Raw genomic sequence first — 26,450 nt, 5'->3', positions numbered from 1 at the left:
ATGCCGGCTCTTTTTTCCAGCTTGCAGCCGACCATGACCGACACTTGCACCACCGACCGCCCACACGTTGCCATTATCGGAGGCGGGCCGGCCGGGTTGATGGCCGCCGAAGTGCTGAGCCAGGCCGGGGTCGCCGTCGAGCTGTACGACGCCATGCCCTCGGTGGGGCGCAAGTTTCTCCTGGCCGGGGTCGGTGGCATGAACATCACCCACTCCGAGCCTTACCCGGCATTCATCGCTCGTTATGCCGAGCGCACGCAAGACGTTGCCCGCCTGCTCGAAGGCTTCGATGCCGATGTGCTGCGCCAGTGGATTCACGACCTGGGCATCGAAACCTTCGTCGGCAGTTCCGGCCGGGTGTTCCCCCGCGACATGAAAGCCGCGCCACTTTTGCGCGCCTGGCTCAAGCGCCTGCGCGATGCCGGGGTCGTTATCCACACCCGCCATCGCTGGTTGGGCTGGAATGCCGATGGCAGTTTGCGAATCGCTTATCCACAGGGCGAGCTGGCGCTCAAGCCGACCGCCACCGTGCTGGCGCTGGGCGGCGGCAGCTGGGCACGCCTGGGCTCCGATGCGGCCTGGCTGCCCTGGCTGCAAGCGCAAGGCGTGCAGATCGCGCCATTGCAGGCGGCCAACAGCGGCTTCGAGGTCGAGGGCTGGAGCGCGCTGCTCAAGGACAAGTTTGCCGGCGCGCCGCTGAAGAACATCGCCCTGAGCCTTGCCGGCCAGGCGCCGCGCCTGGGCGAATGCGTGCTCACTGCCCAAGGGCTGGAAGGCAGCCTGGTGTACGCCTGGTCGGCGCAGATCCGCGAAGCGATCAACCGCGATGGCAGCGCCAGGGTGCTGGTTGACCTGCTGCCCAACCGGCCTGTGGATAAAATCCAGCAGGCCCTGGCTAAGCCGCGGGGTTCGCGCTCAATGGCCAAGCACCTGCACAGTCAACTGGGGCTGGACGGGGTCAAGGCGGCGTTGTTGCGAGAGCAGACCGATCAACCGACCTTTGCTGACCCGGCCTTGCTGGCCCAGGCGATCAAGGCCTTGCCGATCACCCTGGTGCGCCCTCGCCCGCTGGACGAAGCGATCAGCAGCGCCGGCGGAGTAACCTTCGAAGCACTGGATCAGCGCTTGATGCTCAAGCAGGTGCCCGGCGTGTTCTGTGCCGGTGAAATGCTCGACTGGGAAGCGCCAACCGGCGGCTATCTGCTGACTGCCTGTTTTGCCAGTGGGCGCAAGGCCGGGTTGGGCTTGCTGGACTGGCTCAAGGCTTAAGGGAAGGCTTCGCCTTCCATCGCCGGCAAGTCCGGCTCCCACAGGTTATCGCGGCCCTCTGTAGGAGCGGGCTTGACCCGCGATGGCGTCTTCAGGGCTTGCGCTTGCGCGGCCCGGTATTGAACGCCGGTACCTTGCGTACCGGCTTGGCCTGCGGCGCTGCCGCTAGCGCTTCAGCGCTGTCCATCCAGCGCCCGAGGCTGCGCTTGCTGCTGCTTTCCTTGGGCTTCTTCGGCTTTTTCGGCTTCTTCAGCACCTGGCCGCTGGCATCGGTCATCGGCACCTTGTGGTCCGGAATGAAATCCGGCTCTTCGTGGCGTGGCAAGGTCTTGCGGGTCAGGGTTTCAATCGCCGACAGCAGCTGCACTTCGTCGGCGCACACCAGCGAAATCGCCTCACCGCTATTGCCTTTGCGCCCGGTACGACCGATGCGGTGAATGTAGTCCTCGGCGACGATCGGCAGGTCGAAGTTGACCACCAGCGGCAGGTCGTCGATGTCCAGCCCGCGCGCCGCCACATCGGTGGCGACCAGGATCTGGATCTCGCGGGCCTTGAAGCTGTCCAGGGCACGCTGGCGGGTGGCCTGGGGCTTGTCGCCATGAATGCCGTCGGCATTGACGCCCTGGCCACGCAGGCGCTCGACCAACTGGTCAACGCCATTGCGGGTCTTGGCGAACACCAGCACCTGCTTCCAGCGCTGCTTGCGCATCAGGTGGCTGAACAGCTCCGGCTTGCGCTTCTTGTCCACCGGCACGATCCACTGTTTGACCGTACTGGCGGTGACATTGCGCGGGCTGACTTCGATGCTCAGCGGGTCATTGAGGGTCTGCGCGGCCAGTTGGCGGATCTCGTCGGAAAAGGTCGCCGAGAACAGCAGGGTTTGCCGGCGTGCCGGCAAGGCGGCGTACACCGCGCGCAACTCTTCGGCAAAACCCAGGTCGAGCATGCGGTCGGCTTCATCGAGCACCAACGCCTGCAGCTGATTGAACTTGACTGCGTTCTGGCGGAACAGGTCGAGCAACCGCCCCGGGGTGGCCACCAGCAGGTCGATGCCCTTGCGCAGCTTCATCATCTGCGGGTTGATGCTGACCCCGCCGTACACCGCATAGGTGCTCAGCGGCAGGTGCTCGGCGTACTCACGAATGTTGGCGTGAACCTGTTCGGCCAGTTCACGGGTCGGCACCAGCACCAGGGCGCGCACCGAGTTGCTGGCGACCTTGGCCCCTTCCAGGGTCAGGCGTTGCAGCAGCGGCAAGGCAAAACCTGCGGTCTTGCCGGTGCCGGTCTGGGCGGCGGCCATCAGGTCGCGGCCGGCCAGTACGGCAGGAATGGCCTGGGCCTGGACCGGCGTCGGGGTGTTGTAGTCCAGGCGCTCGAGCGCGCGCAGCAAGGGTTCGATCAGGCCGAGTTTGGCGAAAGTCATGGCAATACCGTCAGGGGAATTCAGCAATGGCGGCAGTTTACCTTGTTCAGGCCCGGCGCGTGCCGCCATCGCTATCAGCCTTGCGGTGCAAAGCGCACCTTGAGCAGGCGATCGAGCCCTTCACCCAGGTAGAACGAAAACGGCCTGCCGCTCTGGTAGGCAATCGCACGACATGCCGCGAATGCTTCGGGATCGCTACGGATGAAAAACAGGTAAGGCTGGGCCCTGACGGTGCCAATCTTACCGAACTCGAACACCAGTCGGTCGGTAGTCTCCGGGCGCTGGATGCGCACCCGCATATCGCCCATTTCCAGGCGCTCGAGCAATCGCTGCTCATCGAACGACAACTGCGCCGGCGCCCGCAGTTCTGCACCGCTAGGCATGCGCAGTTTCATCTCGCCGCGCAGATCGGCGCCACTGACATTGAAGTCAGTGACCTCGAAGGGCAAGGCGCCATGTAGCCTGGCGCTGGCCTCGCAGATCATATCGGCCTGCGGCTTTTGCGCAGTCGCCTGATCATTGCGCCGTAGCTGCACATCGATTTGCGAAGGAAAGCTGAAGTGCAGCGGCAACGACATCTCGCCGAGTGCGACGACGTCATCGGACGCTGGGCCGAAGTCGTAAACACCCAGGCCCACCTTGCGCGCCTGGCGCATGTCGACCAGCAGCCGGCCTGTAGGCCGAACCTCTTCCCGCGCAGGCTCGAATGACTCGAACAGCGCCCGCAGTTGCTGACGCTGCCCGGCGTCCAGGGCATCCTTGGCAAAACGCACCTGCAACGCCTGCCGGTTGCCGGGCTCAAGGCGCAGTTCCAGCTTGCCCGCCGGGATCGGCCAGGGGGCCATGGCTTGGCGCACGGCCTGCAAATAGGCGGCCTCGATTTCGAAACTGTTTTCCAGAGAGATGGGTTCCTGGAAATACAGGGTCATGAAGGTCTGCTTACCGTCGTACAGCATCACCACGCCCATTACGAGCAAGGCCACACAAGCAAAAATCTTCACTGCCTTCCTGGCAAAACGTCCTTTCATTTACACAGTTCACCTTCCACTTCGCCAACAGTTTTGGCTTTTTCCACTGCCGGCCGGCGCCACTGCGGCACACCGATCAGCACAACGGCGCCAATGATAACCGCCATTGCCACGCATTCCTCGAAACCAATTTGCTCGCCGGCAAAAACAATCCCCAGCAACACCGCCACCGCCGGGTTGACGTAGGCATAACTGGTGGCCGCGGCCGGGCGCACATGCTTGAGCAGGTACATGTAGGCGCTGAAGGCCAGGATCGAACCGAAGAACACCAGATAGGCCAGCGCCCCCCAGCCAGCGGCGGTAGGCATCTGGGTCATGCGTTCGCCACTCAGGGCGCTGCCGAGCAGCAAGACCACGCCACCGACAAGCATTTCTGCGGCGCTGGCCATCGGCCCGGCGGGCAGCGGCAGACTTTTGCTCCACACCGAACCGAAGGCCCAGGAGGCGGCGGCAAACAGGATCAACGCGGCGCCGACCGGGCTAGCCTGCAGGTTGGAGCCCAGGTTGAGCAAACCGATGCCGACCAGGCCGAGGACAATCCCGGCCCATTCCAGACGGGTATTGCGATGGCCCCAGAGCAGGCCGAACATCAAGGTGAACAGCGGCACCGTGGCCACCGCCAGCGCCGCAACGCCCGAGGCCACGCCCGCGTGCTCGGCCAGAGTCACGCCGCCGTTACCGCAACTGAGCAGCAATACACCGATGACGCCCGCCGCCCGCCATTGCGGCCAGGTCGGCGCCGGCACGCCGCGCCAGCGCAAAAAGCCGTAGAGCAAGGAGCCGGCAATGACGAAACGCACCCCGGCCATCAGTAACGGCGGCCAGGATTCGACGCCGATGCGAATCACCAGGTAGGTCGAGCCCCAGACCAGGTACAAGGCGAGAAAGGCGCCGATCAAGACTAACGGGAAGCGACGGGAGGCAGGCATGGGGGGCTCGAATTATGGGTGTCGGGCAGTTAGTTTAGAAAGGCAGCGCAGTAAACATAAGTTACAAAACCTGTTTAAACGAACCGTACACTTTTGAAACAACGGATCTTTTGGCCTTGCGCCTTGGAATCAACAACCCGCCCCTGGAAACCCATGGACAAATACGATCGCATGCTCCTCAGCGCCCTGCTGGACAACGGCCGCGCCTCCTTCGCCGAGCTCGCGCGCAAGGTCAATCTCTCCGCTCCGGCGGTGGCCGAACGGGTGGCCAAGCTTGAGGCCAGCGGGGTGATTACCGGCTACCAGGCCAAGGTCGACCTGGAGAAGATCGGCCTGCCGATCCAGTGCGTGATCGAACTGCGCCTGGCCAGCCATGGCAACCAGCAAACCTACGAAGAACTCACGCAGATTCCGCAACTGACCGAGTGCCACCGGGTGACCGGCGACCCCTGCGTGATCATGCAGGCGGCAGTGGGTTCGATGCCGGAACTCGAAGAGCTGATCAACCGGGTCGCCCGGTTCGGCTTCAGCAAGACCTCGATCATTCTCTCCAGCGCCGTGGAACGGCGCTTGCCGCTGGGCCACCTGGAACACAACGGCAAGAAGGCCTAGCGATAGGTTTTCAGCGCTTCGCCGATCTTCGCCGCGGGGACTTTCTGCAGGCTGCAGAACAATTGGTGGGAAACGCCGTTGACGCCCTGCTGGCGCAATTGTCCGGCCAGGTGCTGGGCGAGGTTGGCGGCCATTTCGGCATCGGCCATGGCCCGGTGCGCGGTGCCGGTGTCAGGCAGGCCGGCCCAGCGGGTCAGGGTGCCTAGTTTGTGGTTTGGCGCCGAGGGCATCAGGCGCCGCGCCAGCAACATCGAGCAGGCGAAACGCTGACTACGGCTACGGCCGATCTGCGCCAGCTCGTAGTCCCAGAACTTCTGGTCGAACGAGGCGTTGTGGGCGAGCATCGGCGTATCGCCAACGAACTCGGCTACTTCGTTCATCACCCGGGCAATTGGCGGCGCGCTGCGCAGCATGGCGGTGGTGATACCGGTCAGGCCGGCGACAAACGCCGGTACCGGTACCCCGGCATTCATCAGGCTTTGGTAGCGCTCGACGATGCGCCCGTGTTCCAGCATGACCACCGCCACTTCGGTGGCGCGGCAACCGGCGCCGGGTGAAATGCCAGTGGTTTCAAAGTCGATGACAGCGATACGTTCCAAAACGACAACCTCAAAAATCTTAATGCTTGAGCAGCAGGCTGCCCTCGATGGGCACATATCGGCTAGCAGCGCGAATCAGTGAGTTGGCGGTCAGCCCCGGCACGCCATAGGCAACGGCCTGAATGCCGTGACGGCTGATGACCCGTTCCAGCAGCAGGTCGAAATCGCCGTCGCCGGAGGCCAGCACCACCTCATCGACCCGCGCGGCGGCATCGATCACATCGAGGGTGATGCCCACGTCCCAGTCGCCCTTGGCCGAGCCGTCGCTGCGCTGGATGTAGGGTTTGAGTTTGACCGTGAAACCGAGGTTGCGCAGGATCTGTTGAAACTGCTGCTGCTTGCTGTCGCCGCGGTCGATGGCGTAGGCCACCGCCTCGACGATCTGCCCGTGCTGGCTGATATCGGCCCACAGCGCCGCGTAGTTGAAGTGGCAACCGTAGGCCTGGCGCACGGTGTAGTAGAGGTTTTGCACATCGGCGAATACCGCGATCTTCTTCACCGCTTTTCCTCATGGCGCCACGGCGCTGTTGCCGGCCGCCGCACATCGGGGCCGTTTCGGCGCCCAGTATGCCAGCCCGTGGGCCATGCGGGTAAGCGCGGTCAGACGAAGCTGTCGTCGTCGCCGCCGAAGAAGCCGCCATCATCGCTGCCGTAGTCGGTGTCGATGAAGCCGCCCTGGTCGTTGCCATAGCCGCCGTTGTCAGCGGTCAGGCGCTGCTCGTCGTTGCTGCCCCAGCCGCCGCTATCGCTGGCGGGTGCTGGTTCTTCCTTGATCACTTCGACCACCTCTTCAGGTTGCGAGTGATGGTTGAACAGGCTGCTGATGCCCTGGGCCAGCATCACCCCGCCGGCCACGCCTGCAGCAGTTTGCAGCGCGCCACCAAGGAAGCTGCTGGCACCGCCGCGGGCCGGGGCCTGGGCGGGAGCTGCGTTGAAGCCCTGCTGCTGGGCCGGCGGGTTGAACGAGGGGCGCGAAGGTTCGCGCCAGCCGCCACCACTGGCAGGAGCGCTGGCCGCCGGCTGGTTTTGCACCGGCTGCGGGTCGCGGGTGCCGCTGCCGAAGATGCTCGACAAGAAGCCGCCACTGCTGCTCGGCGCGGTAGCGGCCACCTGGGCCTTGGCCTGTTTGAGCTCGGCCTGCAGTTGCTTGTTCTGTTCATCCAGGCGCTTGAGCGCCGCTTCCTGCACCAGGATCGCCTGGGCCATGTAGTAAGGCGCCGCCGGTTGCTGCTGCAGGTGCTCGCCAATGCGCGCCTGGGCCTGGGCATCACGCGGCACGGCCGGATCTTCGGCCTGCTTGAGCCGACCGAACAGGCCGTCGATCAGGGTTTGTTCTTCACTGTTCATGGGCAACCTCACTGCAAAAGCGGAAAAACGGGTACCGGTAAAATGGGGTGCCGAGGCGCCAGATTCAACACAAGCCGGGATTAAACTTTCTTCAGGTTGGCCAGCGCCTGGGCTAAAGTGACGCCCTGCTTTTATTCAATGCGATATCGACCGATGAATCCGCTTAGTGTTCTGCGCGACTCCCTGTATTTCTTCCGCCGTCACCTGCTGAGCATTGCCCAGTTGTGCCTGCCGCTGGTGGTGCTCGAAGCCCTGTGCGCCCAGTTGCTGTACCAGCAACTGGGCAAGGACGCCTCGCCAGGCTACGGCATGCTGGTCAGCCTGCTGTTCTACCCGCTGTACAGCGCCGCGCTGATCCTCTACCTCGACAGCCGCAGCAACGGCTACGCCCCGCTCAAGCGCAACCTGCTGGCCATGGCCTTGCGCCTGTGGCCGTCGTTTGCGCTGATGGTGATGCTCAGCTCGTTGCTGATCATGGCCGGCGCCGCGCTGTTCATCATTCCCGGCATCTGGGTGATGATCCACCTGGTGTTTGCCGAATACGCCCTGGTATTGCGCGGCCAGCCACCGATCGAAGCCATGCGTACCAGTTTCCAGATGACCACCGGCAACTTCTGGCGCATCTTCAGTTGCGTCCTCGGCGTAATGGCAGTGCTGTGGCTGATCGACGGCCTGAGCATGATGCTGGTGCCCGAGCCGTCGCCGCTGGCGCAACTGGCCCTGGATAGCGGCAACGGCTTTTTGCAGCTGTTCAGCACCGTAGTGATGTTCCGCCTGTACATGCTGGTCAGCGAACCGGCGACAGAGCCACCGCTGTCCTGACTGGTTAGCCGATGACCCGACTACTGCGCAACGCCCTGCTGACCCTGCTTGTTGTGATCGCCCTGCTGTGGCTGCTGGCCAGCCAGCTGAGCTGGCAACCTGAACCGCGCGAGAGCCTGGCGGTCAGTTGCCGGGCCAGCACGGCGGCGCTGGTACCCGGCCAGGTGCTCAAGGTGATGACCTGGAACGTGCAGTACCTGGCCGGCAAGCGCTACGTATTCTGGTACGACCAGGGCCGCGGCGACGACACCCGCCCTACCCCTGAAGACCTCGCCTTCAACCTTGATGAAGTGGCGCGGGTAATCCGCGCTGAGCAGCCGGACATCGTCCTGCTCCAGGAACTGGACAACAACGCCAAGGCCAGCGGCTACCAAGACCAACTGGCACTGCTGCGCGAACGGCTGGTGGATATTTACCCCTGCGCGGTGCAGGCCTACGACTGGAAAGCCGATTTCGTCCCCGACTGGCACATCTTCGGCAGTGTCGGCCGCAGCCTGGCGACCCTGAGCCGCTACCCGATCAAGCAGGCCGAGCGCCTGCAATTGCCGGTCGACGCCAGCAATGCCTGGCAGCGCTTGCTGCAACCGCAGCAGGCGATTGTTGCCAGCTACCTGCCGCTGCGCGATGGCGGCCAGCTGGCGGTGCTCAACACCCACCTGGCGACCTTCGAAGCCGGCAGCGATATCCAGCGCCAGCAGGTGCAACAGGTGACGCGCCTGCTCGACAAGCTGGAAAGCCAAGGCACGCCGTGGTTGATCGGCGGCGACTTCAACCTGCTGCCGCTCGGCCAGTACCGCCGCCTGCCGGCCGCACTGCGCGGCCAGTACGGTGCCGACAGCGACCTGCATCTGCTCTGGGACAAATACCCGATGATCCCCAGCAACGCCGAAGCCAGCGGCGCCGACCGCGCGGCCTGGCTGACCCACTACCCCAACGACCGCAACCTGCAAGGCCCGGACCGCACCCTCGACTACCTGTTCCACAGCCCGAAACTGCAGCGTCTGGGGGCTCGGGTGATTCAGCAGGACACCCTGGAGATTTCCGATCACCTGCCAGTGACGGCGCGCCTGCTGTTGCCTGCGCAGCCGTGACTACTTGCGCGGCTTGGCCCGAGCCGTGGCTTCGGCCACCAACGGGTCATCCGGCCAATAGTGCTTGGGGTAGCGCCCTTTGAGGTCTTTCTTCACTTCGGCATAGGTACTGCGCCAGAAGTTGGCCAGATCCTGGGTCACCTGTACCGGCCTGCGCGCGGGCGACAGCAAATGCAGCAGGACTTGCTGACGGCCCTGGGCGATGCGCGGAGTTTCGGCCAGGCCGAACAGTTCCTGCAGACGCACAGCGAGAATCGGCGGGGTTTCGCTGTAGTCCAGGCGAATGTTCGAACCCGAGGGCACACTCAGGTGCACCGGCGCCTGCTCATCCAGGCGCTGGGGTAGCGGCCAGGGCAGCAGGTTGCGCAAGATCGACGCGAGGTCGAGCTGGGCAAAATGGCTCAGGCGGGTGACCTTGCCCAGGTAGGGTTGCAACCACTCGGACAGGTTCGCCAGCAGCGCGGCATCACCCAGGTCCGGCCACTCGCTTTCACCACGGCTTGCCAGGTCGAGCTGGCGCAACAGCGCCACCCGCGCCTGCCACTGGCGCAGCTCGGGCGTCCACGACAGCAACTCCAGACCCTTGCGCCGCACCAGTTCCAGCAGTGCCTTGGCGCGGGCGTCTTCATCCAGGCCGGTCAAAGGCTCGCGGCTGAGCACCAGCTCACCGACCTTGCGCTGACGCTCGGCACGCAAAACGTTCTCGCGTTCGTCCCAGTCAAGGATATCCAGGCTGCGCACCTGTTCGGCCAGCACCCCGTCGAACAGCGCCGGGTCGAAATCGGCGGCCAGGTAAATGCGCTCCTCGCGCTGGCCCTGACGGCTGCCCAGATCGGCGATCACCAGCCACGAATGTTTCATCAAGGCATCGGCTTCGCCAAACAACGCAGCGCGACCGTTGGCCAGGCGATATTCCGCACCGCCGGCACGCCGCTGCTGCGCAACGCGGTCGGGATAAGCCAGTGCCAGCAGGGCGCCGAGCCAGCGCGAATGCTCGGGGTCGGCGACGGCTGCAGTGGCTTTGCCGCGCAGGTAACCGCGGTACTGGCGGGCCAGTTGCCGGGCGCGCTGCACACCGCCCTGCGCGCCTTTGGCCGCGCGGGTTTCACCGCTGAGCAGGGCCAGGCGACTGTGCAGGTCGGCACCGCCGCCGCGCAGAATGTCGCGTTCACCGAGCAATGCGGCGACATCGCAGGCCATGTCGGTCAGGCCCAGGTCCTGGCCGCGCAACAGCAGGTGGGCGATGCGCGGATGCGCCGGCAGTTCGGCCATGGCCTGGCCGTGGGCGCTGAGGCTGTCCGGGCTGTCGGCCTTGAATGCGCCCAGGCGCTGCAACAGCTCCAGCGCCTGGCCATAGGCGGCCGCAGGTGGCTGATCGAGCCAGCGCAGTTGTTCGGGGGTAACGCCCCAGCGCGACAGTTGCAGGGCCAATCCAGCCAGGTCAGCCTGGAGAATTTCGGCCGCGCCATAGGCCGCCAGTTGCTCGTGCTGGGCTTCGGACCACAAGCGATAACACACGCCGGGCTCCAGGCGCCCAGCGCGGCCAGCACGCTGGGTGGCGCTGGCGCGGGAGATGCGCTGGGTGTCCAGGCGGGTCATGCCGCTGCCAGGATCAAAGCGCGGCACCCGCGCCAGGCCCGCATCGACCACCACGCGCACACCGTCGATAGTCAGGCTGGTCTCGGCGATGTTGGTCGCCAGCACCACCTTGCGCAGGCCGGCGGCTGGGGTGTCGATGGCGGCGCGCTGGGCATTGAGATCGAGCTCGCCATGCAGCGGGCACAGGAGGATATCGCGGCGCTCGCCCAGGACCTCCTGCAGTGACTGATGCACGCGGCGAATCTCCGCCTGCCCCGGCAGGAACACCAGCACGCTGCCCGACTCGTCGCTGATGGCCTGCAGCACCGTATCGACCACCCGCGGCTCGATGAACTCGCCTGCCTGGAACGGCCGGCTCCAGCGAATATCCACCGGGTACATGCGCCCTTCGCTGCTGACCACCGGAGCATCGTCGAGCAGGCTCGACAGGCGCTCGCCCTCAAGGGTCGCCGACATCAGCAGGATTTTCAGCGGCGGGTCGTCACGCAACAATTCGCGACCATTGAGGCTCAGGGCCAGGGCCAGGTCAGCATCGAGGCTGCGCTCGTGGAATTCGTCGAAGATCAGCAGGCCCACTCCGTCCAGCGCCGGATCGGCCTGCAGGCGGCGGGTGAGAATCCCTTCGGTGACCACCTCGATGCGCGTGTTCGGCCCGACCTTGCTGTCCAGGCGGATGCGGTAACCAACCGTTTGCCCGACCTGCTCACCCAGCTCGCTGGCCAGCCGTTCGGCCGCCGCCCGCGCCGCCAGGCGCCGAGGTTCGAGCATGAGGATGCGCTGCCCGGCCAGCCACGGCTCATCGAGCAGCGCCAGCGGTACGCGGGTGGTCTTGCCGGCGCCAGGGGGCGCTTCGAGCACCGCTTCGTGGCGCTGGCTCAAGGCGGCGCGCAAGGCTGGCAGTACGGCATCGATCGGTAATGATTTCATGGTGGCCCTCAAACAATCCGCCGAGTATAACGGCGAACCGAGCCTGCCTTATCATGGTCTTAGCTGTAGATACAGGCTCTTTGCCTGTATCTTTGTCGCCTTCATTCCGGAGACTTCCATGCGTATTCCCTCCCGTGTCATTGGCGGCGTCGTGATCGCCACCCTGCTCAGCCAACTGACCGCCTGCGGCACCCTGTTCTTCCCTGACCGGCGCGGCCAGATCGAAGGCAAGATCGACCCGGTGGTCGCTGCCCTCGACGCCATCGGCATTCTTTTCTATGTGATCCCGGGCCTGATCGCTTTCGGCATCGACTTCGCCACCGGCGCCATCTACCTGCCCGGCGGCACCACCGCCCAGGTCGCGCCTGAAAAACTCAACCAGGCCATCAGCACCGACGGCAAGGTCGACAACAGCAAGCTGCAGGCTATTCTCGAAAGCGAACTGGGCCAGCGCCTGCCGCTCAACGACCCGCGCCTGATCCAGCACAAGGGCAGTGTCGAGCAACTGGCCATGTACGGCCTCAAGCCCGCTGCTTGATCTCTGACAGGAAGCCACTTTAGGCATGACTCCCTCGGCTGAACACCAACGCCTGCTGCGCCTGGCCACCCGCGCATCGCTGGCGGTGGCCAGTATCCTGATCCTGACCAAGGCGCTGGCCTGGTGGCTCAGCGGTTCGGTCAGCCTGCTGGCCGGGTTGACCGACTCGGCGCTCGATGGCGTCGCCTCGTTCCTCAACCTGCTGGCGGTGCACTACGCCCTGCGCCCGGCCGATGACGACCACCGTTACGGCCACGGCAAGGCCGAGGCCATGGCCGGCATGGCCCAGGCGCTGTTCATCGGCGTCAGCGCGGTGCTGATCGGCGTGCAGGCGGTTGAGCGGCTGCAGAATCCGCAGCCTCTGGGTGACACCGGCATCGGCATTGCGGTGATGCTATTGTCGCTGGTGCTGACCATTGCCTTGCTGATGCTGCAGGGCAAGGTGATCCGCATCACCGGCTCGACAGCGGTGCGCGCCGATTCACTGCACTATCGCTCCGACCTGCTGCTCAACGGCAGCATCCTCGTTGCCCTGGTGCTGGCGCGCTTTGGCTGGCCACAGCTGGATGCAATCTTCGGTCTGGGCATTGCCCTGTACATCCTCTGGAGCGCCCTCCAGATTGCCCGCGAGAGCAGCTCGATCCTGATGGACCAGGAGCTGCCGGGCGACATCAGCGAACAGATGCTCGCGCTGGCCTGCAGTGTGCCGGGGGTGCGCGGCGCCCACGACTTGCGTACGCGGGTGTCGGGTAGCCACTGGTTCGTGCAATTGCACCTGGAGTTGCCCGGGGACCTGCCGCTGACCCAGGCCCATGCCTTGTGTGACCAGGCAGCGGCGGCGATCAACAGCAAGTACCCCAAGGCTGAAGTGCTGGTGCATGCTGATCCGGTGATGTGAGGCAGTTGGCAAGGCTGCTCTTTGCCAGCGAGGGGCAGCGCAGCAGCCCCCGGTTCAGTTGACGCTATACCCCCGCCCGCTCAAACAAGCACTCTGCGCCCGCCGATAGTTATCGGCCACCTGCGCCGACGGCGCGTAGCTGGCCGCAGCCGGGTCAAAACCGGTCTGCTGCACCGCCCAGCGATGGCATTCGTAGCGGTCGCGATCAAGCTGCTGCGGGCTCTGGCCCTGCGCGGGATAAGCAATCACGTCATAACCTGGGCCGCTTCGGGCCGGCGTACTGGCCGCCGGCGGGTTGACCACCACGTACTCGCGGCTGTCTTCCAGGTACTGGTAATACGTCCCTGCCGCCAGAAAGAACAGCGCACTGCCTATCCACACTTGCTGGGCATAGTCGGGCAGGTAGTTGACCCGCACGCCATAGGGCGGAGTCACCACCACATAACGCGGGCCTTGCGGGCGATACCAGTAACCGCCGGAATAGAAGTAGTCATGCCCGCGATAGGGCACCTTCCAGTACTGCTCGGGGAAGTGTTCGATGGTTTGCCCCGGGCGGTATTGCGGCCCCGGCCCCCAGCCATTGCCGTGGCCATTCCCATGCCCGCCGCCACCGGCGTGGTAATAGCGGTTGTCGTTGCGCCGCGGGATATCCTGGTAATAGCCGGTGCGTGGCTCCTGGGTCTGGCGCACTTCATCGGGCCGCGACTGCAGGGGTGAAGCTCCCTGCCCCTCAGCCAGCAGCGGCAGATTGACACTCATGCACAGCACACCCACACCCGCCATACCCCAGACACGCGACTTCATACTTTCCTCTCGGACCGATAACAAGGGGCCTGTGATTACTCTATCAGGCCGTCTGCCAGGGGTTATCGGCCGCCAGATGAAATTTGAGTAATAAAAAAGGGAGACCCTGGGGTCTCCCTTTGAGAATTTTGTCCGTGCTCGGCGCTTGTGACACCGGCTCACCTCACGCCGTCTTGTGGACAGTGTGTAGCCCGGGGGCCGAGCACAACCTGGTGGGGTTGCTGGCCGCAGCTGGCCTGATTCGGCCCGCCGCACTGGACTGATGTCCGGGCAGTGATTCTGGTGATAAGAATACGGCGATGGCAGCGGCAGAGGATTGCGAAGATTGCTCATTTAAATATCACTTGCGCAATTTTTGCCTACAGATTGATAATTCGACGCAATCGAAACAGAAAAGGCCAATCCCATGAGCAAGCTCGACCGTTATGACCTGAGCATTCTTGCCGAATTGCAGCGCGACGCGCGTATCTCCAACCAGGAACTGGCCGAACGCATCGGCCTGTCACCTTCGCCCTGCTCGCGTCGGGTCAAGCAACTGGAAGACGACGGTTATATTGCCCGCCAGGTCGCCCTGCTCGACCGCAAGAAGCTCGGCCTGAGCCTGACCGCCTATGTGCTGATCGGCATGGACCGGCACACTCCCGAGCGTTTCGAGACCTTCGAGGCGGCGATCCGCAGCCTGCCGCAGGTGCTCGAATGCAGCCTGGTGACCGGAATGGATGCCGACTACCAACTGAAAGTCGTGGTGCCCGACATGGACCATTACCAGCAGTTGCTGCTCGGCCACCTGACCCGTATCGAAGGCGTGACCAGCGTGCGCTCCAGCTTTGTTCTCAACCAGGTACTGGCCAGCACCGAACTGCCGCTCACGCACCTGCGTTAGTCAGGCTGGCAACGGCGGCGTATAATCGCGCGCCTCAACCTGCCGGAGAGTATCGATGGATCCTGCGTTGTTCGAAGAATGGATGATGACCATCCTGGTCACCATCCTGATTGGTTTCATGGGTTTTATCGTCTGGGACCTGGCGAAAAAATCCAAGGCCGGCAAGTTCGGCACCTTCATCCTGTTTTTCGTGCTGGGCCTGGGCATCCTCGCCTTCATCATCAAAAGCGTGGTGATCGGCTTCATCGAAGGCGTCTAAAGCCTGGCCGGGACTTCCCGCCACTGGCCCTGATCGAGGCCATCCAGGCTCCAGTCGCCGATCCGCACGCGCACCAGGCGCAGGGTCGGCAAGCCGACGGCAGCGGTCATGCGCCGCACCTGACGGTTGCGCCCTTCCTTGATGACCAGCTCCAGCCAGCTTGTCGGTACGCTTTTGCGAAAGCGTACCGGCGGGTTGCGTGGCCACAGTTCGGGCTCGTCGAGCTGACGGGCCTGGGCCGGCAAGGTCGGGCCGTCGTTGAGCTCGACGCCATCGCGCAAACGCTGCAGTTGCTCCTCGCTCGGCTCCCCTTCTACCTGTACCCAATAGGTTTTCGCCAGCTTGTGCCTGGGGTCGGCGATCCGCGCCTGCAACTGGCCGTCGTTGGTCAACAGCAGCAGGCCCTCGCTGTCACGGTCCAGGCGCCCAGCCGGGTAGATGCCGGGGATGGCGATGAAGTCCTTGAGGGTCGCGCGCCCTTCGCCGTCGCTGAACTGGGTCAGCACGTCAAAGGGCTTGTTGAACAGGATCAACCGCGGCTCGGCCGGCGGCGCCTTGGCGTGGCGACGCGGGCCGGCGGGTTTGGCCGCGGGGCGCCGCGGCTTGGAGCGTGGGGGTAACGACATGGGGCCTCAGCGGAACGGCGGCTCGTCAAAACTGCGCAGTTTACGCGAGTGCAGCGAGTTGAGCTCGGTACGCAGCAGGTCGAGGGCAGCGATGCCGATCTTCAAGTGCTGGCTGACCGCCCGGTTGTAGAAGGCGTTGGCAGCCCCCGGCAGTTTGATCTCGCTGTGCAGCGGCTTGTCGGAAACGCACAGCAAAGTGCCGTACGGTACCCGCAGACGATAGCCCTGGGCGGCGATGGTGCCGCTTTCCATGTCCACCGCCACCGCCCGCGACAGGTTGATCAACGGCCGTTCCTGCGCCCAGCGCAACTCCCAGTTACGGTCGTCGTAGGTCAGCACGGTGCCGGTGCGCAGGCGCTTTTTCAGCTCGTCGCCACGCTCGCCGGTCACCTGCGCCGCCGCTTCCTGCAGGGCCAGTTGCACTTCGGCCAGGGCCGGAATCGGAATGTTCGGCGGTACTACCCGGTCGAGAATCCCGTCGCGGCGCATGTAGGCGTGGGCCAGCACGTAGTCGCCGATGGTCTGCGATTGGCGCAGGCCGCCACAGTGGCCGATCATCAGCCAGCAATGCGGGCGCAGTACCGCCAGGTGGTCGGTGATGTTCTTGGCGTTGGACGGGCCGACGCCGATGTTGACCAGGGTGATGCCGTCGCCATCAGCGGCGATCAGGTGGTAGGCCGGCATCTGGTAGCGGTGCCACACCACTCCGGCAACCAGGGCCTGGGCTTCACCGTTGTCCATGGCCTTTTCGATGATCACGTTGCCGGGCAGGACCATGCGTACGAAACGCGGGTCGTCACGCAACCGCTCAAGGCCGTGGCTGATGAACTGGTCGACATAGCGGTGGTAGTTGGTCAGCAGGATCCACGGCTGCACATGGCGCCAGTCGCTGCCGGTGTAATGCACCAGGCGGCGCAGGGAAAAATCCACCCGCGCGGCGTCGAACAGCGCCAGCGGCAACGGGTCGACGTTGGCCCAGTCGTACAGGCCGTCAGCGATGCCGTCGGTGGCGGCAGAAAGATCGGTGCTGGGGAACACCCGCGCCAGCGCCGCAGCCGTAATGCCCGTACCGGCCAGCTCATCGCCCTGCTCGACCACATAGGGGTAAGGAATGTTCTGCTGGCTGACGCCCACTTCAACCGTGACGGTGAAGTCGCGCATCAGCGGCTTCAATTGCTCCAGCAGGTAAGCCCGGAACGCCGCCGGCTGGGTCACGGTCACGCTGTAGGTGCCCGGCAACTGGACCTTGGCATAGGCGCGGGTGATCGCCGGCACTTCGCCATGGTACTGGTAGGTCAGGCGCAGCTCGGGGTAGCGGAACAGTGCGCGCTCCTCGGCATCCGGCTCGGTACGGTCCTTGAGGTAGCGCTTGAGCGCCTGGCTCAGGGCCGCGGTGGCTTGTTCGTGCAGGGCGGCGAGGCGATCGACGGCCTGCTCGGCGGTTGCTACGACAACGAAGGCTTCATCAGTACGGCTCACAATGTACTTCCTGTCTGACATGCATACGCCCATCTTGCCTATATCCGGCGGCAAAGGCACGCACGTTAGAGCGGCCAGTTCGGGGTCGAGCGTTGCACCAGCGCGGCGACGTCGACACCACGGGGCAGTACGCCATACACCCGGCCATTGCCGCCCAGGCGGCTGGCAATAAAGGCATCGCTGACCGCGGCGTTACCGGCTTCGAGCAGCAGCTTGGCCTGCAGGCCGACGGCGATGTCTTCGGTGAGCTGGCGGGCGCGGTACTGGATGTCCGCGGTGTCGGCAAAGGCCGCCTTGAGGTTACCGATATGTGCGGCCAGGCGCGGGTCGCCGTGGCCATCACCGAGCTCGGCGAACAACGTGTCGAGCACACCTGGCTCCTTGGACAGTGCCCGCAACACGTCCAGACACTGGACATTGCCCGAACCTTCCCAGGTCGAGTTGACCGGCGCTTCGCGGTACAGCCGCGGCAGGATGCTGTCTTCGACATAACCGGCGCCGCCCATGCATTCGGCCGCTTCGTTGATCATTGCCGGCGCACGCTTGCAGATCCAGTACTTGCCCACGGCGGTAATCAAGCGGGCAAAACGCGCCTGGTGCGGATCATCCGGCTGGTCGAGGGCACGGCCCATGCGCAGGCTCAGGGCCAGCGCCGCTTCGCTTTCCAGGGCCAGATCGGCCAACACGTTCTGCATCAATGGCTGCTCGGCCAGCAAGCGCCCGCCGACCTGGCGATGGGCGCAATGATGGGCAGCCTGGGTCAGGGCCTGACGCATCAGGGCGCTGGAGCCGACCATGCAGTCGAAGCGGGTCATGGCCACCATCTCGATGATGGTCGGCACGCCGCGGCCTTCTTCGCCGATCATCCAGGCCAGGGCACCACGGAACTCGACCTCGCTGGAGGCGTTGGAGCAGTTGCCGAGCTTGTTCTTCAGGCGCTGGATATAGAACTGGTTGCGGCTGTCATCCGGGCGGTGGCGCGGCAGCAGGAAGCAGCTCAAGCCCTTGTCAGTCTGCGCCAGGGCCAGGAAGGCATCACACATCGGCGCCGAACAGAACCATTTATGCCCGACCAGCTCATAGGCCTGGCCCGGGCCGGGTGCTCCCACCGGATAGGCGCGGGTGGTGTTGGCACGCACATCGGTGCCGCCCTGCTTCTCGGTCATGGCCATGCCCAGGGTCACGCCGGCCTTGTGGCGATCGCCGAGGTTGCGCGGGTCGTACTCGGTGGCCAGCACTTTCGGCAGCCAGTACTCGGCCAGCTCCGGCTGCAGCTTGAGCGCCGGCACCGCGGCAAAGGTCATGGTCAGCGGGCAACCACTACCGGCTTCGGCCTGGCTGTGCAGGTAGGTCATCGAGGCGCGGGCGACATGCGCGCCTTCACGCGGGTCGGTCCAGGGCAAGGACGGCAGGCCATGCTCGATGGCCGTGCGCATCAGTTCATGATAGGCCGGATGGAACTCCACCAGGTCGATGCGATGGCCATAGCGGTCATGGCTGCTGAACTGCGGCTTGTTCTGGTTGGCCAGAAAGCCTGCGGCCATCAGCGGCCCGCCGGCCAGGGCACCGTACGCGTCGATGCGCTCCTGCGCCCAACCCGCCCCGTAGCGCCGCGACCATTCCTGCAGTGGCAGGTCGATGCGGTACAGGTTGGCCCCGTCCAGGGACGGTGGCTGGTTGGTGACCTCATGGGTTTCAGCGTACTGGTGCAGGTTCATCGAGGGGCCTCCTGGATCCTGGCGTGACTGAATTTTCAGTGAATCACGCCCTGCCCCCCTGTCAAAGTGACAAAAACGCCTAACTAGCCGTGGTTTAACCCTGGCCGAGGCATGCCCAACTGCGCCTGGGGCGGGCTCAAGGGCACGCTCAGGTTCAGCTCGAAACGGCTGCCCAGGCCCGGGTTGGATTCGTGCTGCAGGCGTGCACCGATCAACTCGACCAGCTGCCGGCAAATCGCCAGGCCAATGCCCAAGCCGCCGTATTCACGGGTCATCGAACCGTCGACCTGGAAGAAGCGCTGGTACAGCGTGGCTTCGTCCAGGCAGTCAAAACCGATGCCGCTGTCGCTGACACTGATGCTCAGGCCCAACAGGTCCGGCCCCAGCCGTGTGCCGCGGGCCTGCAACATGACTCCACCCTGGTGGGTGAATTTGATGCCGTTGTCCATCAGGTAACCCAGGCACATGGCCAGCTTGTGTCGATCGCCGATCAGTACGTCAGGCAGCTCCGCCGGGATATCCAGGCTCAGGTACAAGCCCTTGGCCATGGCCGGCGCGGCGTATTCGGCACGCACTTCCTGCAGCAGCGAGCGCAGGCTGAACGGTGCATTTTGCGCGCTGAGGCGGCCGGCCTGCAGCTCGGTGAGGATGAGGATGTCGTCGACCATGCCCATCATGTCCTGGGCCGCAGAGCTTGCGGTGTGCTGATACTGGGCCAGCTCGCCGTCCAGCGGTATGGTCTGCATCAGTTCCAGCGAACCGATCACACCGTTCATCGGCGTGCGCAACTCATGGGTGACAGTGGCCAGGAACTGATCCTTGAGGCGGTTGCTGTTGGCCAGCTCGATGTTGAGCTGTTCAAGGGTGCGGCCAGTTTCGCGCAGGGTGCGGGCCTGCTCGTCGCGCATGCTGTTGATGCGGTCGGCCAGCGCCAGGGACAACAGGCCGACCTCCAGCGCCGAACCGATCTGGCTGGCATACATGGTCAGGAACACGTTCGGCAGGTAACCCAGCACCATCAGGGTGTTGACCAGGCCGCCGAGCAAGAATGCCGACCAGGCGATGATGAAGTAGCGGGCCACGCGCAAACCGCGGCGCCAGGCGAAAATCCCGGCGGCGAAAATGCACACAGTAAACAGCAGGGCCAAGGCGGTGGCCAGGCGCAGGGCAACACCGTAGCTGCTGGTCAGCGACAACAGCATGACCAGCGCGCCGCAGCCCATCAGCACCTTGAGCACTGCATCGAAGACACGGCTGTGATTGCTCAATTGCAGGAAACTGCGGGCAAACTGGCAACCGAACAAACCTGCCGCGCCGATGAACATCGGCGTGGCGGCGTTCGCCCACCAGGGACTGTCCGGCCAGAAATACGCCACGCCAGCGCCGTTGACCGACACCTGGTACAGGCCGAACGAGGCGATGTAGAGGATGTAATACAGGTAACTGGTGTCGCGTACGCTCAGGTAGATGAACAGGTTGTACACCAGCATCCCCAGCAATACGCCGTAGATCAGGCCCAACACGTACAAGCGGGTGGGCTGTGCTTCGAGGTAGGCCTGGGCCGACCACAGGGTCAGCGGCGCTTGCACCGAACCTTCGCTGTGCAGGCGCAAATAAGCGGTGGTGGTCTGGCCGGGGGTGAACGGTAATTCGAACAGGTAGTTGTTCTGTTTGATCTGCCGGCTGGCATAGGGCAAGGCGTCGCCGGTGCGCTGGGCCAGGTGGAAGGTGCCGCTGGCGTCGGCCAGGTAGAGTTCCAGGTGATCGAGCGGCGGGTAGGCCAGTTCCAGCAACCAGGCGCGGGGCGCAGCCGAGGGCAAGGCGGTGTAGCGCAGCTGGACTTTCAGCCAGAACACCGAGGTGGAGTAACCGGCGTTGAGGACCTCGGCCCGGTGCGGGCGAAAATGCTCGGCGAACGAGGGCGCACTGACCTGCGCAATGCTGGCATTGCCATCGCGGTCTTCGAACACTTGCATCACTTGCCCCAGCGGCAAGCTGCGGGTGGAGTCGTCGAAATCGACCGCCGGGGCCAGTAACGGCAACCAGCCCAGCACAACAATCAGCAAATAGCGCATACAGCCCCAGCATGGCCTGTCCCGGTCGCGTCGCGTAGCCTCCTGTCCGTTTGAGGCGATGCAATCCGGCAGTAACCGTTATCGGTTTATTCGAGCACTCTAGCATAGCTTTCCGAGCCTGCCAGATGCCACTGAAAACTTTACGCAGAAGGCTCTAGAACGCCACTTTCAGCGATTTCACAAGTACAGTTCAAACGCCCGTTGAAAAATCCCCGGCGCCGGGGCGGACCCAGCAAAAGCGTTTGGTGATAAGCTCGCGCACCATGAATACCTACAGCTCCCGCCCCGTTGTCCTCTGTCTCTCCGGCCACGACCCCAGTGGCGGTGCCGGCTTGCAGGCAGATATCGAAGCCCTGATTGCGCAAGGCTGTCATGCCGCTCCGGCCGTGACCGCCCTGACCGTTCAGGATACCGTCAATGTCACTGACTTCCGCGTCCTCGACCGCGAGTGGGTACTGGCCCAGGCCAATGCCGTGCTGGCCGATTCGACCGTAGCGGCGGTCAAGCTGGGCATGCTCGGCTCGACCGAAATGGTCGATACCGTGGTCGAACTGCTCAGTGCCCACCCGCACCTGCCGCTGGTCTGCGACCCGGTCCTGCGCGCTGGCGGCGGTGGACGCCTGGGCAAGGATGAAGTCGGCTACGCCATGCGCGAACGCCTGCTGCCGCTGGCAACCATTGCTACCCCCAACCTTCCCGAAGCGCGCATCCTGGCCGAGCTGCCCGACGGCAGCGCCGATGAATGCGCCGAAAAACTCCTGCCGTTTGTCAGACACCTGCTGATCACCGGCGGTCACGGTGACGAACACGAAATCCACAACCGCCTGTACAGCCGCGACGGCCAGCGTCATACCTGGACCTGCCAGCGCCTGCCCGGCAGCTACCACGGTTCCGGCTGCACCCTGGCCAGCGCCCTGGCCGGCCGCCTGGCCCTTGGCGAGCAACTGCAAAGCGCGGTGCGTTCGGCCCTGGACTACACCTGGCGGACCCTGCGCGACGCCGAGCAACTGGGCAAAGGCCAGTACGTGCCGCGCCGCCTGCCCCTGGATTTCTGTTCCTGATCTTCGCTTGAGGTCTACACCATGAAGTTACGCGGCCTGTATGCCATCACTGACAGCCAGTTGCTGGCCGGCAAGTTCCTGCCCTATGTCGAAGCGGCGCTTGAAGGCGGCGTGACCTTGCTGCAGTACCGTGACAAAAGCCAGGACGATTCCCGTCGGCTGCGCGAAGCCGAAGCCCTTGCCGAGCTTTGCGCACGCTACAAGACCCAACTGATCATCAACGACGATGCCGAGCTGGCCGCGCGCCTGGGTGTCGGTGTGCACCTGGGCCAGACCGATGGCCCGCTGACGCCAGCGCGCACCCTGCTCGGCCGCGAAGCGATCATCGGCTCGACCTGCCATGCCCAGCTTGAGCTGGCCGAACAGGCCGCCCGCGAAGGCGCCAGCTACGTCGCCTTTGGCCGCTTCTTCAACTCGGTGACCAAGCCGGGCGTGCCCGCCGCCGACATCGCCTTGCTGGAACAAGCGCGCACCCGCATCAAGCTGCCGATCTGCGTGATCGGCGGCATCACCCTCGACAACGCCGCCCCGCTGGTCGCCCACGGCGCCGACCTGCTGGCGGTGATTCATGGCCTGTTCGGCGCCGACAGCACGCAGGAAGTCACCCGCCGTGCACGCGCCTTCAACGCCCTGTTCGCTTCTGCCTGATTGAGAGAGCCCATCATGTCTCGTTCCGAAACCCTGTTTGCCAACGCCCAGAAACACATCCCCGGTGGCGTCAACTCGCCGGTGCGGGCGTTCAAGAGCGTTGGCGGCACGCCACTGTTCTTCAAGCATGCCGCTGGCGCCTATGTCACCGATGAAGATGACAAACGCTACGTCGACTACGTTGGTTCCTGGGGCCCGATGATCCTTGGCCACAGCCACCCGGACGTGCTCGACTCGGTGCGCAAGCAGCTGGAACACGGTTTGTCCTATGGCGCGCCAACCGCCATGGAAACCGAAATGGCTGACCTGGTCTGCTCGATCGTGCCCTCGATGGAAATGGTCCGCATGGTCAGCTCCGGCACCGAGGCGACCATGAGCGCCATCCGTCTGGCCCGTGGCTACACCGGCCGCGACAGCATCATCAAGTTCGAAGGCTGCTACCACGGCCACTCCGACAGCCTGCTGGTCAAAGCTGGTTCCGGCCTATTGACCCAGGGCGTGCCAAGCTCGGCCGGCGTGCCGGCAGCCTTCGCCAAACACACCCTGACCCTGCCGTTCAACGACATCGACGCGGTCGAGAAGATGCTCGCCGAAGTCGGCCAGGAGGTCGCCTGCATCATCGTCGAGCCGGTAGCCGGCAACATGAACTGCGTGCCACCGGCGCCGGGCTTCCTCGAAGGCCTGCGTACGCTGTGTGACAAGCATGGCGTGGTGTTGATTTTCGACGAAGTGATGACCGGCTTTCGCGTCGCCCTGGGTGGCGCCCAGGCGCACTATGGTGTTACTCCGGACCTGTCGACCTTCGGCAAGATCGTCGGCGGCGGCATGCCGGTCGGTTGCTTCGGCGGCAAGCGCAAGATCATGGAACAGATCGCGCCGCTGGGCCCGGTCTACCAGGCCGGCACCCTGTCGGGCAACCCGCTGGCCATGGCCGCCGGCCTGACCACCCTCAAGCTGATCAGCCGCCCGGGCTTTCATGACGAGCTGAGCGCCTTCACCAGCCGCCTGCTCGATGGCCTGCAACAGCGCGCCGATGCTGCTGGCATCCCGTTCGTCACCACCCAGGCCGGTGGCATGTTCGGCCTGTACTTCAGTGGCGCCGACGATATCGTTACTTTCGATGACGTCATGGCCAGCGATGCCGAGCGCTTCAAGCGCTTCTTCCACCTGATGCTCGAAGGTGGCGTGTACCTGGCGCCAAGCGCCTTCGAAGCCGGCTTTACCTCGATCGCCCACGGTGACACCGAGCTGCAGATCACCCTGGATGCGGCTGAGAAGGCGTTTGCCAAGCTGTAATTCAGTGGACCATCGCGGGGCAATCGTGCGCCTGCAGGCGCACGATTGCCCCGCGATGGGGCCTTGCAAAGCAGAAAATCGAGTAAAGACTTTGTAAGGTAGGCGCTGCTTATCCCATAATGTGCCACCAGACACTTTGGCCGCAGCTTTGCAGAGGTATGTCGATCCCCATGAACCGCACCGGCCGCGCCCTCGCCCTGGGCTGCCTGTTGCTTCTTCAGCCCCTGCTGGCCACGGCAGGCGGTAACTCGTTGCTGATTCCGGCAACGGGCCGCTGCACCCTCGATTCCCAGCCCGAAGACCTGCCGCAAGCCCTCGCCGCCTGCCAGGACGCGGCAAAGTCCGGGGATGCCCAGGCCCAGTACGAGTTGGGTGAGTTCTACTACGAGGGCACCAACACCCCGCGCGACCTCAACCAGGCCCTGAGCTACTTCGAGCAAGCCTCGCTGCAAGGCCACGCCGAGGCGCAATACCGCCTGGGCAGCATGTTCTACAAGGGTGAAGGTGTGGCGGCCAACAATGTGCAGGCCTACATCGTGCTGAAGATGGCGGCGGTCAACGGCGCCGAAGATGCCCTGGACATGGCCGACGAGGTGTCTGCGAAGATGCCCCGCGATGAACTGGAAGTCGCCACCCAGGTGCTGGGGCAGATTTTCCGCAAGTACCTGCTGGAGCTGCAGACCGCCGAAGGCCGCACGCCCTTCTCGCCGCTGCCCTGATCCCCGCTTACTTTTCCGGCATTGGCATCGGGAATGGCATTACATTGCCAGTACCGCGTGCTTCGCTGATCTTCGGCGTGCCCAGACGCTCCACCTCGTCGATACGCACGATCGAATGCATCGGCACAAAGCTGCGCACCACGCCTTCGAACTGGGCCTTGAGCTTTTCTTCGCTCGGGTCGACCACCACCTGGGTGCGCTCGCCAAAGACAAACTCCTCGACCTCAAGGAAGCCCCACAGATCGCTTTGGTAGATCTGTTTGGCGTACATCTCGTACACCTGGCCCTGGTTGAGAAAGATCACTTTGTAGATCGGAGCTTCGCGTTTGGTCATTTTGGGCGGGGACAATCAAGGGTGGTAAAGAAGTCGCAAACTATAACATAGGCACCGGGCCGACAACGCTAGGATCCACGGCGCCGGGCCCTTATAATGTGCGGTTCTTCGAATTACCAGATGATCTCCCATGGCCAAGAAGCTTTACATCGAAACCCACGGTTGCCAGATGAACGAGTACGACAGCTCGCGCATGGTCGATCTGCTGGGTGAACATCAAGCCCTTGAAGTCACGGCCCGCGCCGAAGACGCCGACGTCATCCTGCTCAACACCTGCTCGATCCGCGAGCGTGCCCAGGACCGGGTGTACTCCCAGCTGGGCCGCTGGCGTGAACTCAAGGACCTCAAACCGGACATGGTCATCGCCGTCGGCGGCTGCGTGGCCAGCCAGGAAGGCGAGTCGATCCGCAAGCGCGCGCCCTATGTCGACGTGGTCTTCGGCCCGCAGACCCTGCACCGCCTGCCGGAGATGATCGACGCCGCACGCACCACGCGCCTGCCGCAGGTCGATGTGTCGTTCCCGGAGATCGAAAAATTCGACCACCTGCCCGAGCCACGCATCGACGGCCCCACCGCCTATGTCTCGGTAATGGAAGGCTGCAGCAAGTACTGCACCTTCTGCGTGGTGCCCTACACCCGCGGCGAGGAAGTCAGCCGGCCGTTCGACGACGTGCTGGCCGAGGTCATCCACCTGGCCGAGAACGGCGTGCGTGAAGTCACCCTGCTGGGGCAGAACGTCAACGGCTACCGCGGCCAGACCCACGACGGCCGCCTGGCCGACCTTGCCGAGCTGATCCGCGTGGTCGCCGCCGTCGATGGCATCGAGCGCATCCGCTACACCACCTCGCACCCGCTGGAGTTTTCCGACAGCCTGATCCAGGCCCACGCCGAGGTGCCGGAGCTGGTCAAGCACCTGCACCTGCCGGTGCAATCGGGCTCCGACCGGGTGCTGGCGGCGATGAAGCGCAACCACACTGTCCTCGAATACAAGTCCAAGCTGCGCAAGCTCAAGGCGGCGGTACCGGGCATCTGCATCAGCTCGGACTTCATCGTCGGCTTCCCCGGCGAAACCGAGAAAGACTTCGAGCAGACCATGAAGCTGGTGGCCGACGTCGGTTTCGATTTTTCCTACTCGTTCGTCTACAGCCAGCGCCCGGGCACCCCGGCCTCGGACTTGCCGGACGAAACCCCGGAAGAACTGAAAAAAGAGCGCCTCAAGGCCCTGCAGCACCGCCTCGACACCCAGGGCTTCGAGATCAGCCGACAAATGGTCGGTACGGTCCAGCGCATTCTGGTCACCGACTACTCGCGCCGCGATCCTGGCCAGTTGCAGGGGCGTACCGAGAATAATCGTATCGTCAACTTTCGCTGCGACAATCCCAAGCTGATCGGCCAGTTCGTCGACATCCATATCGACGACGCGCGCCCGCACTCGCTGTTCGGCTCGCTGGCCCACTGAGCTGTCC

At 64.2% G+C, this 26,450-nt stretch carries 26 protein-coding genes; 13 read left to right on the top strand and 13 right to left on the bottom strand.

Translation table 11 applies throughout. The features are described 5' to 3' along the window. The first annotated feature begins 33 nt into the window (after positions 1–33). Positions 34–1,269: a TIGR03862 family flavoprotein gene (locus ACIOVF_RS22490; protein WP_401292572.1), complete on the top strand. Its 1,236-nt coding sequence runs from the start codon at positions 34–36 to the stop codon at positions 1,267–1,269. 91 nt (positions 1,270–1,360) lie between these two features. Here ACIOVF_RS22490 and ACIOVF_RS22485 read toward each other — a convergent pair whose 3' ends face one another. From ACIOVF_RS22485 to yedA, 3 genes are all read right to left on the bottom strand, one after another. After that, the gene (locus tag ACIOVF_RS22485) at positions 1,361–2,692 is read right to left on the bottom strand and encodes a DEAD/DEAH box helicase (protein WP_401292569.1); all 1,332 of its coding nucleotides are present in this window, start codon (positions 2,690–2,692) and stop codon (positions 1,361–1,363) included. 74 nt (positions 2,693–2,766) lie between these two features. Further along, positions 2,767–3,675: a hypothetical protein gene (locus ACIOVF_RS22480; RefSeq protein WP_401292566.1), complete on the bottom strand. Its 909-nt coding sequence runs from the start codon at positions 3,673–3,675 to the stop codon at positions 2,767–2,769. Between the two features lie 41 nt (positions 3,676–3,716). Next, entirely contained in the window at positions 3,717–4,649 is a 933-nt protein-coding gene (gene yedA, locus ACIOVF_RS22475) for a drug/metabolite exporter YedA (RefSeq protein ID WP_401292563.1), read from the bottom strand. A gap of 153 nt (positions 4,650–4,802) precedes the next feature. Here yedA and ACIOVF_RS22470 point away from each other — a divergent pair, with 153 nt between their 5' ends. Beyond that, the gene (locus tag ACIOVF_RS22470; protein ID WP_045199806.1) at positions 4,803–5,261 is read left to right on the top strand and encodes an Lrp/AsnC family transcriptional regulator; all 459 of its coding nucleotides are present in this window, start codon (positions 4,803–4,805) and stop codon (positions 5,259–5,261) included. Here ACIOVF_RS22470 and ACIOVF_RS22465 read toward each other — a convergent pair. From ACIOVF_RS22465 to ACIOVF_RS22455, 3 genes are all read right to left on the bottom strand, one after another. Further along, the gene (locus ACIOVF_RS22465; RefSeq protein WP_401292560.1) at positions 5,258–5,860 is read right to left on the bottom strand and encodes a PolC-type DNA polymerase III; all 603 of its coding nucleotides are present in this window, start codon (positions 5,858–5,860) and stop codon (positions 5,258–5,260) included. The genes ACIOVF_RS22470 and ACIOVF_RS22465 overlap by 4 nt on opposite strands. Positions 5,861–5,879: 19 nt before the next feature. Continuing rightward, entirely contained in the window at positions 5,880–6,359 is a 480-nt protein-coding gene (locus ACIOVF_RS22460) for an NYN domain-containing protein (RefSeq protein ID WP_036996945.1), read from the bottom strand. Positions 6,360–6,460: 101 nt separating this feature from the next. Further along, positions 6,461–7,207 carry a DUF2076 domain-containing protein gene (locus ACIOVF_RS22455; RefSeq protein WP_093379231.1) on the bottom strand — a complete coding sequence of 249 codons (747 nt, stop codon included), beginning with the start codon at positions 7,205–7,207 and terminating at the stop codon, positions 6,461–6,463. A 153-nt stretch (positions 7,208–7,360) separates the two neighbouring features. Here ACIOVF_RS22455 and ACIOVF_RS22450 point away from each other — a divergent pair, with 153 nt between their 5' ends. Beyond that, complete coding sequence (locus tag ACIOVF_RS22450) at positions 7,361–8,029, top strand: membrane protein (protein WP_045199812.1); 669 nt, start codon at positions 7,361–7,363, stop codon at positions 8,027–8,029. Positions 8,030–8,040: 11 nt separating this feature from the next. Then, positions 8,041–9,120, top strand: a complete 1,080-nt coding sequence (locus ACIOVF_RS22445; RefSeq protein WP_401292555.1) for an endonuclease/exonuclease/phosphatase family protein — start codon at positions 8,041–8,043, stop codon at positions 9,118–9,120. On the opposite strand, the gene hrpB is transcribed toward ACIOVF_RS22445, so the two are convergent. Further along, positions 9,121–11,646, bottom strand: a complete 2,526-nt coding sequence (gene hrpB, locus ACIOVF_RS22440) for an ATP-dependent helicase HrpB (RefSeq protein WP_401292552.1) — start codon at positions 11,644–11,646, stop codon at positions 9,121–9,123. It abuts the gene before it with no gap. Between the two features lie 118 nt (positions 11,647–11,764). Between hrpB and ACIOVF_RS22435 the strand changes: the two genes are divergently transcribed. Continuing rightward, positions 11,765–12,184: a polyribonucleotide nucleotidyltransferase gene (locus ACIOVF_RS22435; protein ID WP_401292549.1), complete on the top strand. Its 420-nt coding sequence runs from the start codon at positions 11,765–11,767 to the stop codon at positions 12,182–12,184. Between the two features lie 25 nt (positions 12,185–12,209). Next, positions 12,210–13,082 (top strand): cation diffusion facilitator family transporter, encoded by an 873-nt coding sequence (locus tag ACIOVF_RS22430; RefSeq protein WP_045199818.1) that lies wholly within the window; start codon positions 12,210–12,212, stop codon positions 13,080–13,082. Positions 13,083–13,136: 54 nt separating this feature from the next. Here the strand turns inward: ACIOVF_RS22430 and ACIOVF_RS22425 are convergent, their stop codons facing one another. After that, entirely contained in the window at positions 13,137–13,886 is a 750-nt protein-coding gene (locus tag ACIOVF_RS22425) for a DUF6515 family protein (protein WP_045199821.1), read from the bottom strand. Between the two features lie 406 nt (positions 13,887–14,292). On the opposite strand from ACIOVF_RS22425, the gene ACIOVF_RS22420 reads away from it, so the two are divergent. Beyond that, positions 14,293–14,769, top strand: coding sequence for an Lrp/AsnC family transcriptional regulator (locus ACIOVF_RS22420; protein ID WP_010222927.1), 477 nt, complete (start codon positions 14,293–14,295; stop codon positions 14,767–14,769). Positions 14,770–14,824: 55 nt separating this feature from the next. After that, complete coding sequence (locus ACIOVF_RS22415) at positions 14,825–15,028, top strand: DUF2788 domain-containing protein (protein WP_010222926.1); 204 nt, start codon at positions 14,825–14,827, stop codon at positions 15,026–15,028. Here the strand turns inward: ACIOVF_RS22415 and ACIOVF_RS22410 are convergent. From ACIOVF_RS22410 to ACIOVF_RS22395, 4 genes are all read right to left on the bottom strand, one after another. Beyond that, positions 15,025–15,654, bottom strand: coding sequence for a pseudouridine synthase (locus ACIOVF_RS22410; RefSeq protein WP_045199823.1), 630 nt, complete (start codon positions 15,652–15,654; stop codon positions 15,025–15,027). The two genes, ACIOVF_RS22415 and ACIOVF_RS22410, sit on opposite strands and share 4 nt — an antisense overlap. 6 nt (positions 15,655–15,660) lie before the next feature. Further along, positions 15,661–17,166, bottom strand: a complete 1,506-nt coding sequence (gene amn / locus ACIOVF_RS22405) for an AMP nucleosidase (RefSeq protein ID WP_401292543.1) — start codon at positions 17,164–17,166, stop codon at positions 15,661–15,663. A 32-nt stretch (positions 17,167–17,198) separates the two neighbouring features. Next, a complete protein-coding gene (locus ACIOVF_RS22400; protein ID WP_401292540.1) occupies positions 17,199–18,851 on the bottom strand; it encodes an acyl-CoA dehydrogenase family protein in 1,653 nt (550 codons plus the stop codon). 83 nt (positions 18,852–18,934) lie between these two features. Further along, entirely contained in the window at positions 18,935–20,926 is a 1,992-nt protein-coding gene (locus tag ACIOVF_RS22395; protein ID WP_401292537.1) for a 7TM diverse intracellular signaling domain-containing protein, read from the bottom strand. A gap of 263 nt (positions 20,927–21,189) precedes the next feature. Between ACIOVF_RS22395 and ACIOVF_RS22390 the strand changes: the two genes are divergently transcribed. From ACIOVF_RS22390 to ACIOVF_RS22375, 4 genes are all read left to right on the top strand, one after another. Continuing rightward, a complete protein-coding gene (locus ACIOVF_RS22390; RefSeq protein WP_045199832.1) occupies positions 21,190–21,987 on the top strand; it encodes a hydroxymethylpyrimidine/phosphomethylpyrimidine kinase in 798 nt (265 codons plus the stop codon). A gap of 21 nt (positions 21,988–22,008) precedes the next feature. Further along, positions 22,009–22,635 carry a thiamine phosphate synthase gene (gene thiE, locus ACIOVF_RS22385; RefSeq protein ID WP_401292534.1) on the top strand — a complete coding sequence of 209 codons (627 nt, stop codon included), beginning with the start codon at positions 22,009–22,011 and terminating at the stop codon, positions 22,633–22,635. A gap of 15 nt (positions 22,636–22,650) precedes the next feature. Beyond that, entirely contained in the window at positions 22,651–23,931 is a 1,281-nt protein-coding gene (gene hemL, locus ACIOVF_RS22380; protein WP_045199836.1) for a glutamate-1-semialdehyde 2,1-aminomutase, read from the top strand. 170 nt (positions 23,932–24,101) lie between these two features. Then, positions 24,102–24,650, top strand: a complete 549-nt coding sequence (locus tag ACIOVF_RS22375; RefSeq protein ID WP_045199838.1) for a tetratricopeptide repeat protein — start codon at positions 24,102–24,104, stop codon at positions 24,648–24,650. A 7-nt stretch (positions 24,651–24,657) separates the two neighbouring features. Here the strand turns inward: ACIOVF_RS22375 and ACIOVF_RS22370 are convergent, their stop codons facing one another. Next, positions 24,658–24,984 (bottom strand): DUF1820 family protein, encoded by a 327-nt coding sequence (locus ACIOVF_RS22370; RefSeq protein ID WP_010222917.1) that lies wholly within the window; start codon positions 24,982–24,984, stop codon positions 24,658–24,660. Positions 24,985–25,114: 130 nt separating this feature from the next. Between ACIOVF_RS22370 and miaB the strand changes: the two genes are divergently transcribed. Next, entirely contained in the window at positions 25,115–26,443 is a 1,329-nt protein-coding gene (gene miaB / locus ACIOVF_RS22365; RefSeq protein WP_045199840.1) for a tRNA (N6-isopentenyl adenosine(37)-C2)-methylthiotransferase MiaB, read from the top strand. Positions 26,444–26,450 lie beyond the last annotated feature (7 nt).

It is taken from the genome of Pseudomonas sp. NPDC087612 (genome assembly GCF_044743505.1).
In the GTDB taxonomy this organism is placed as follows: Bacteria; Pseudomonadota; Gammaproteobacteria; order Pseudomonadales; family Pseudomonadaceae; genus Aquipseudomonas.
Note: the sequence above shows the minus strand (reverse complement) of the source record. Positions and strands in the feature narration are given on the sequence as shown.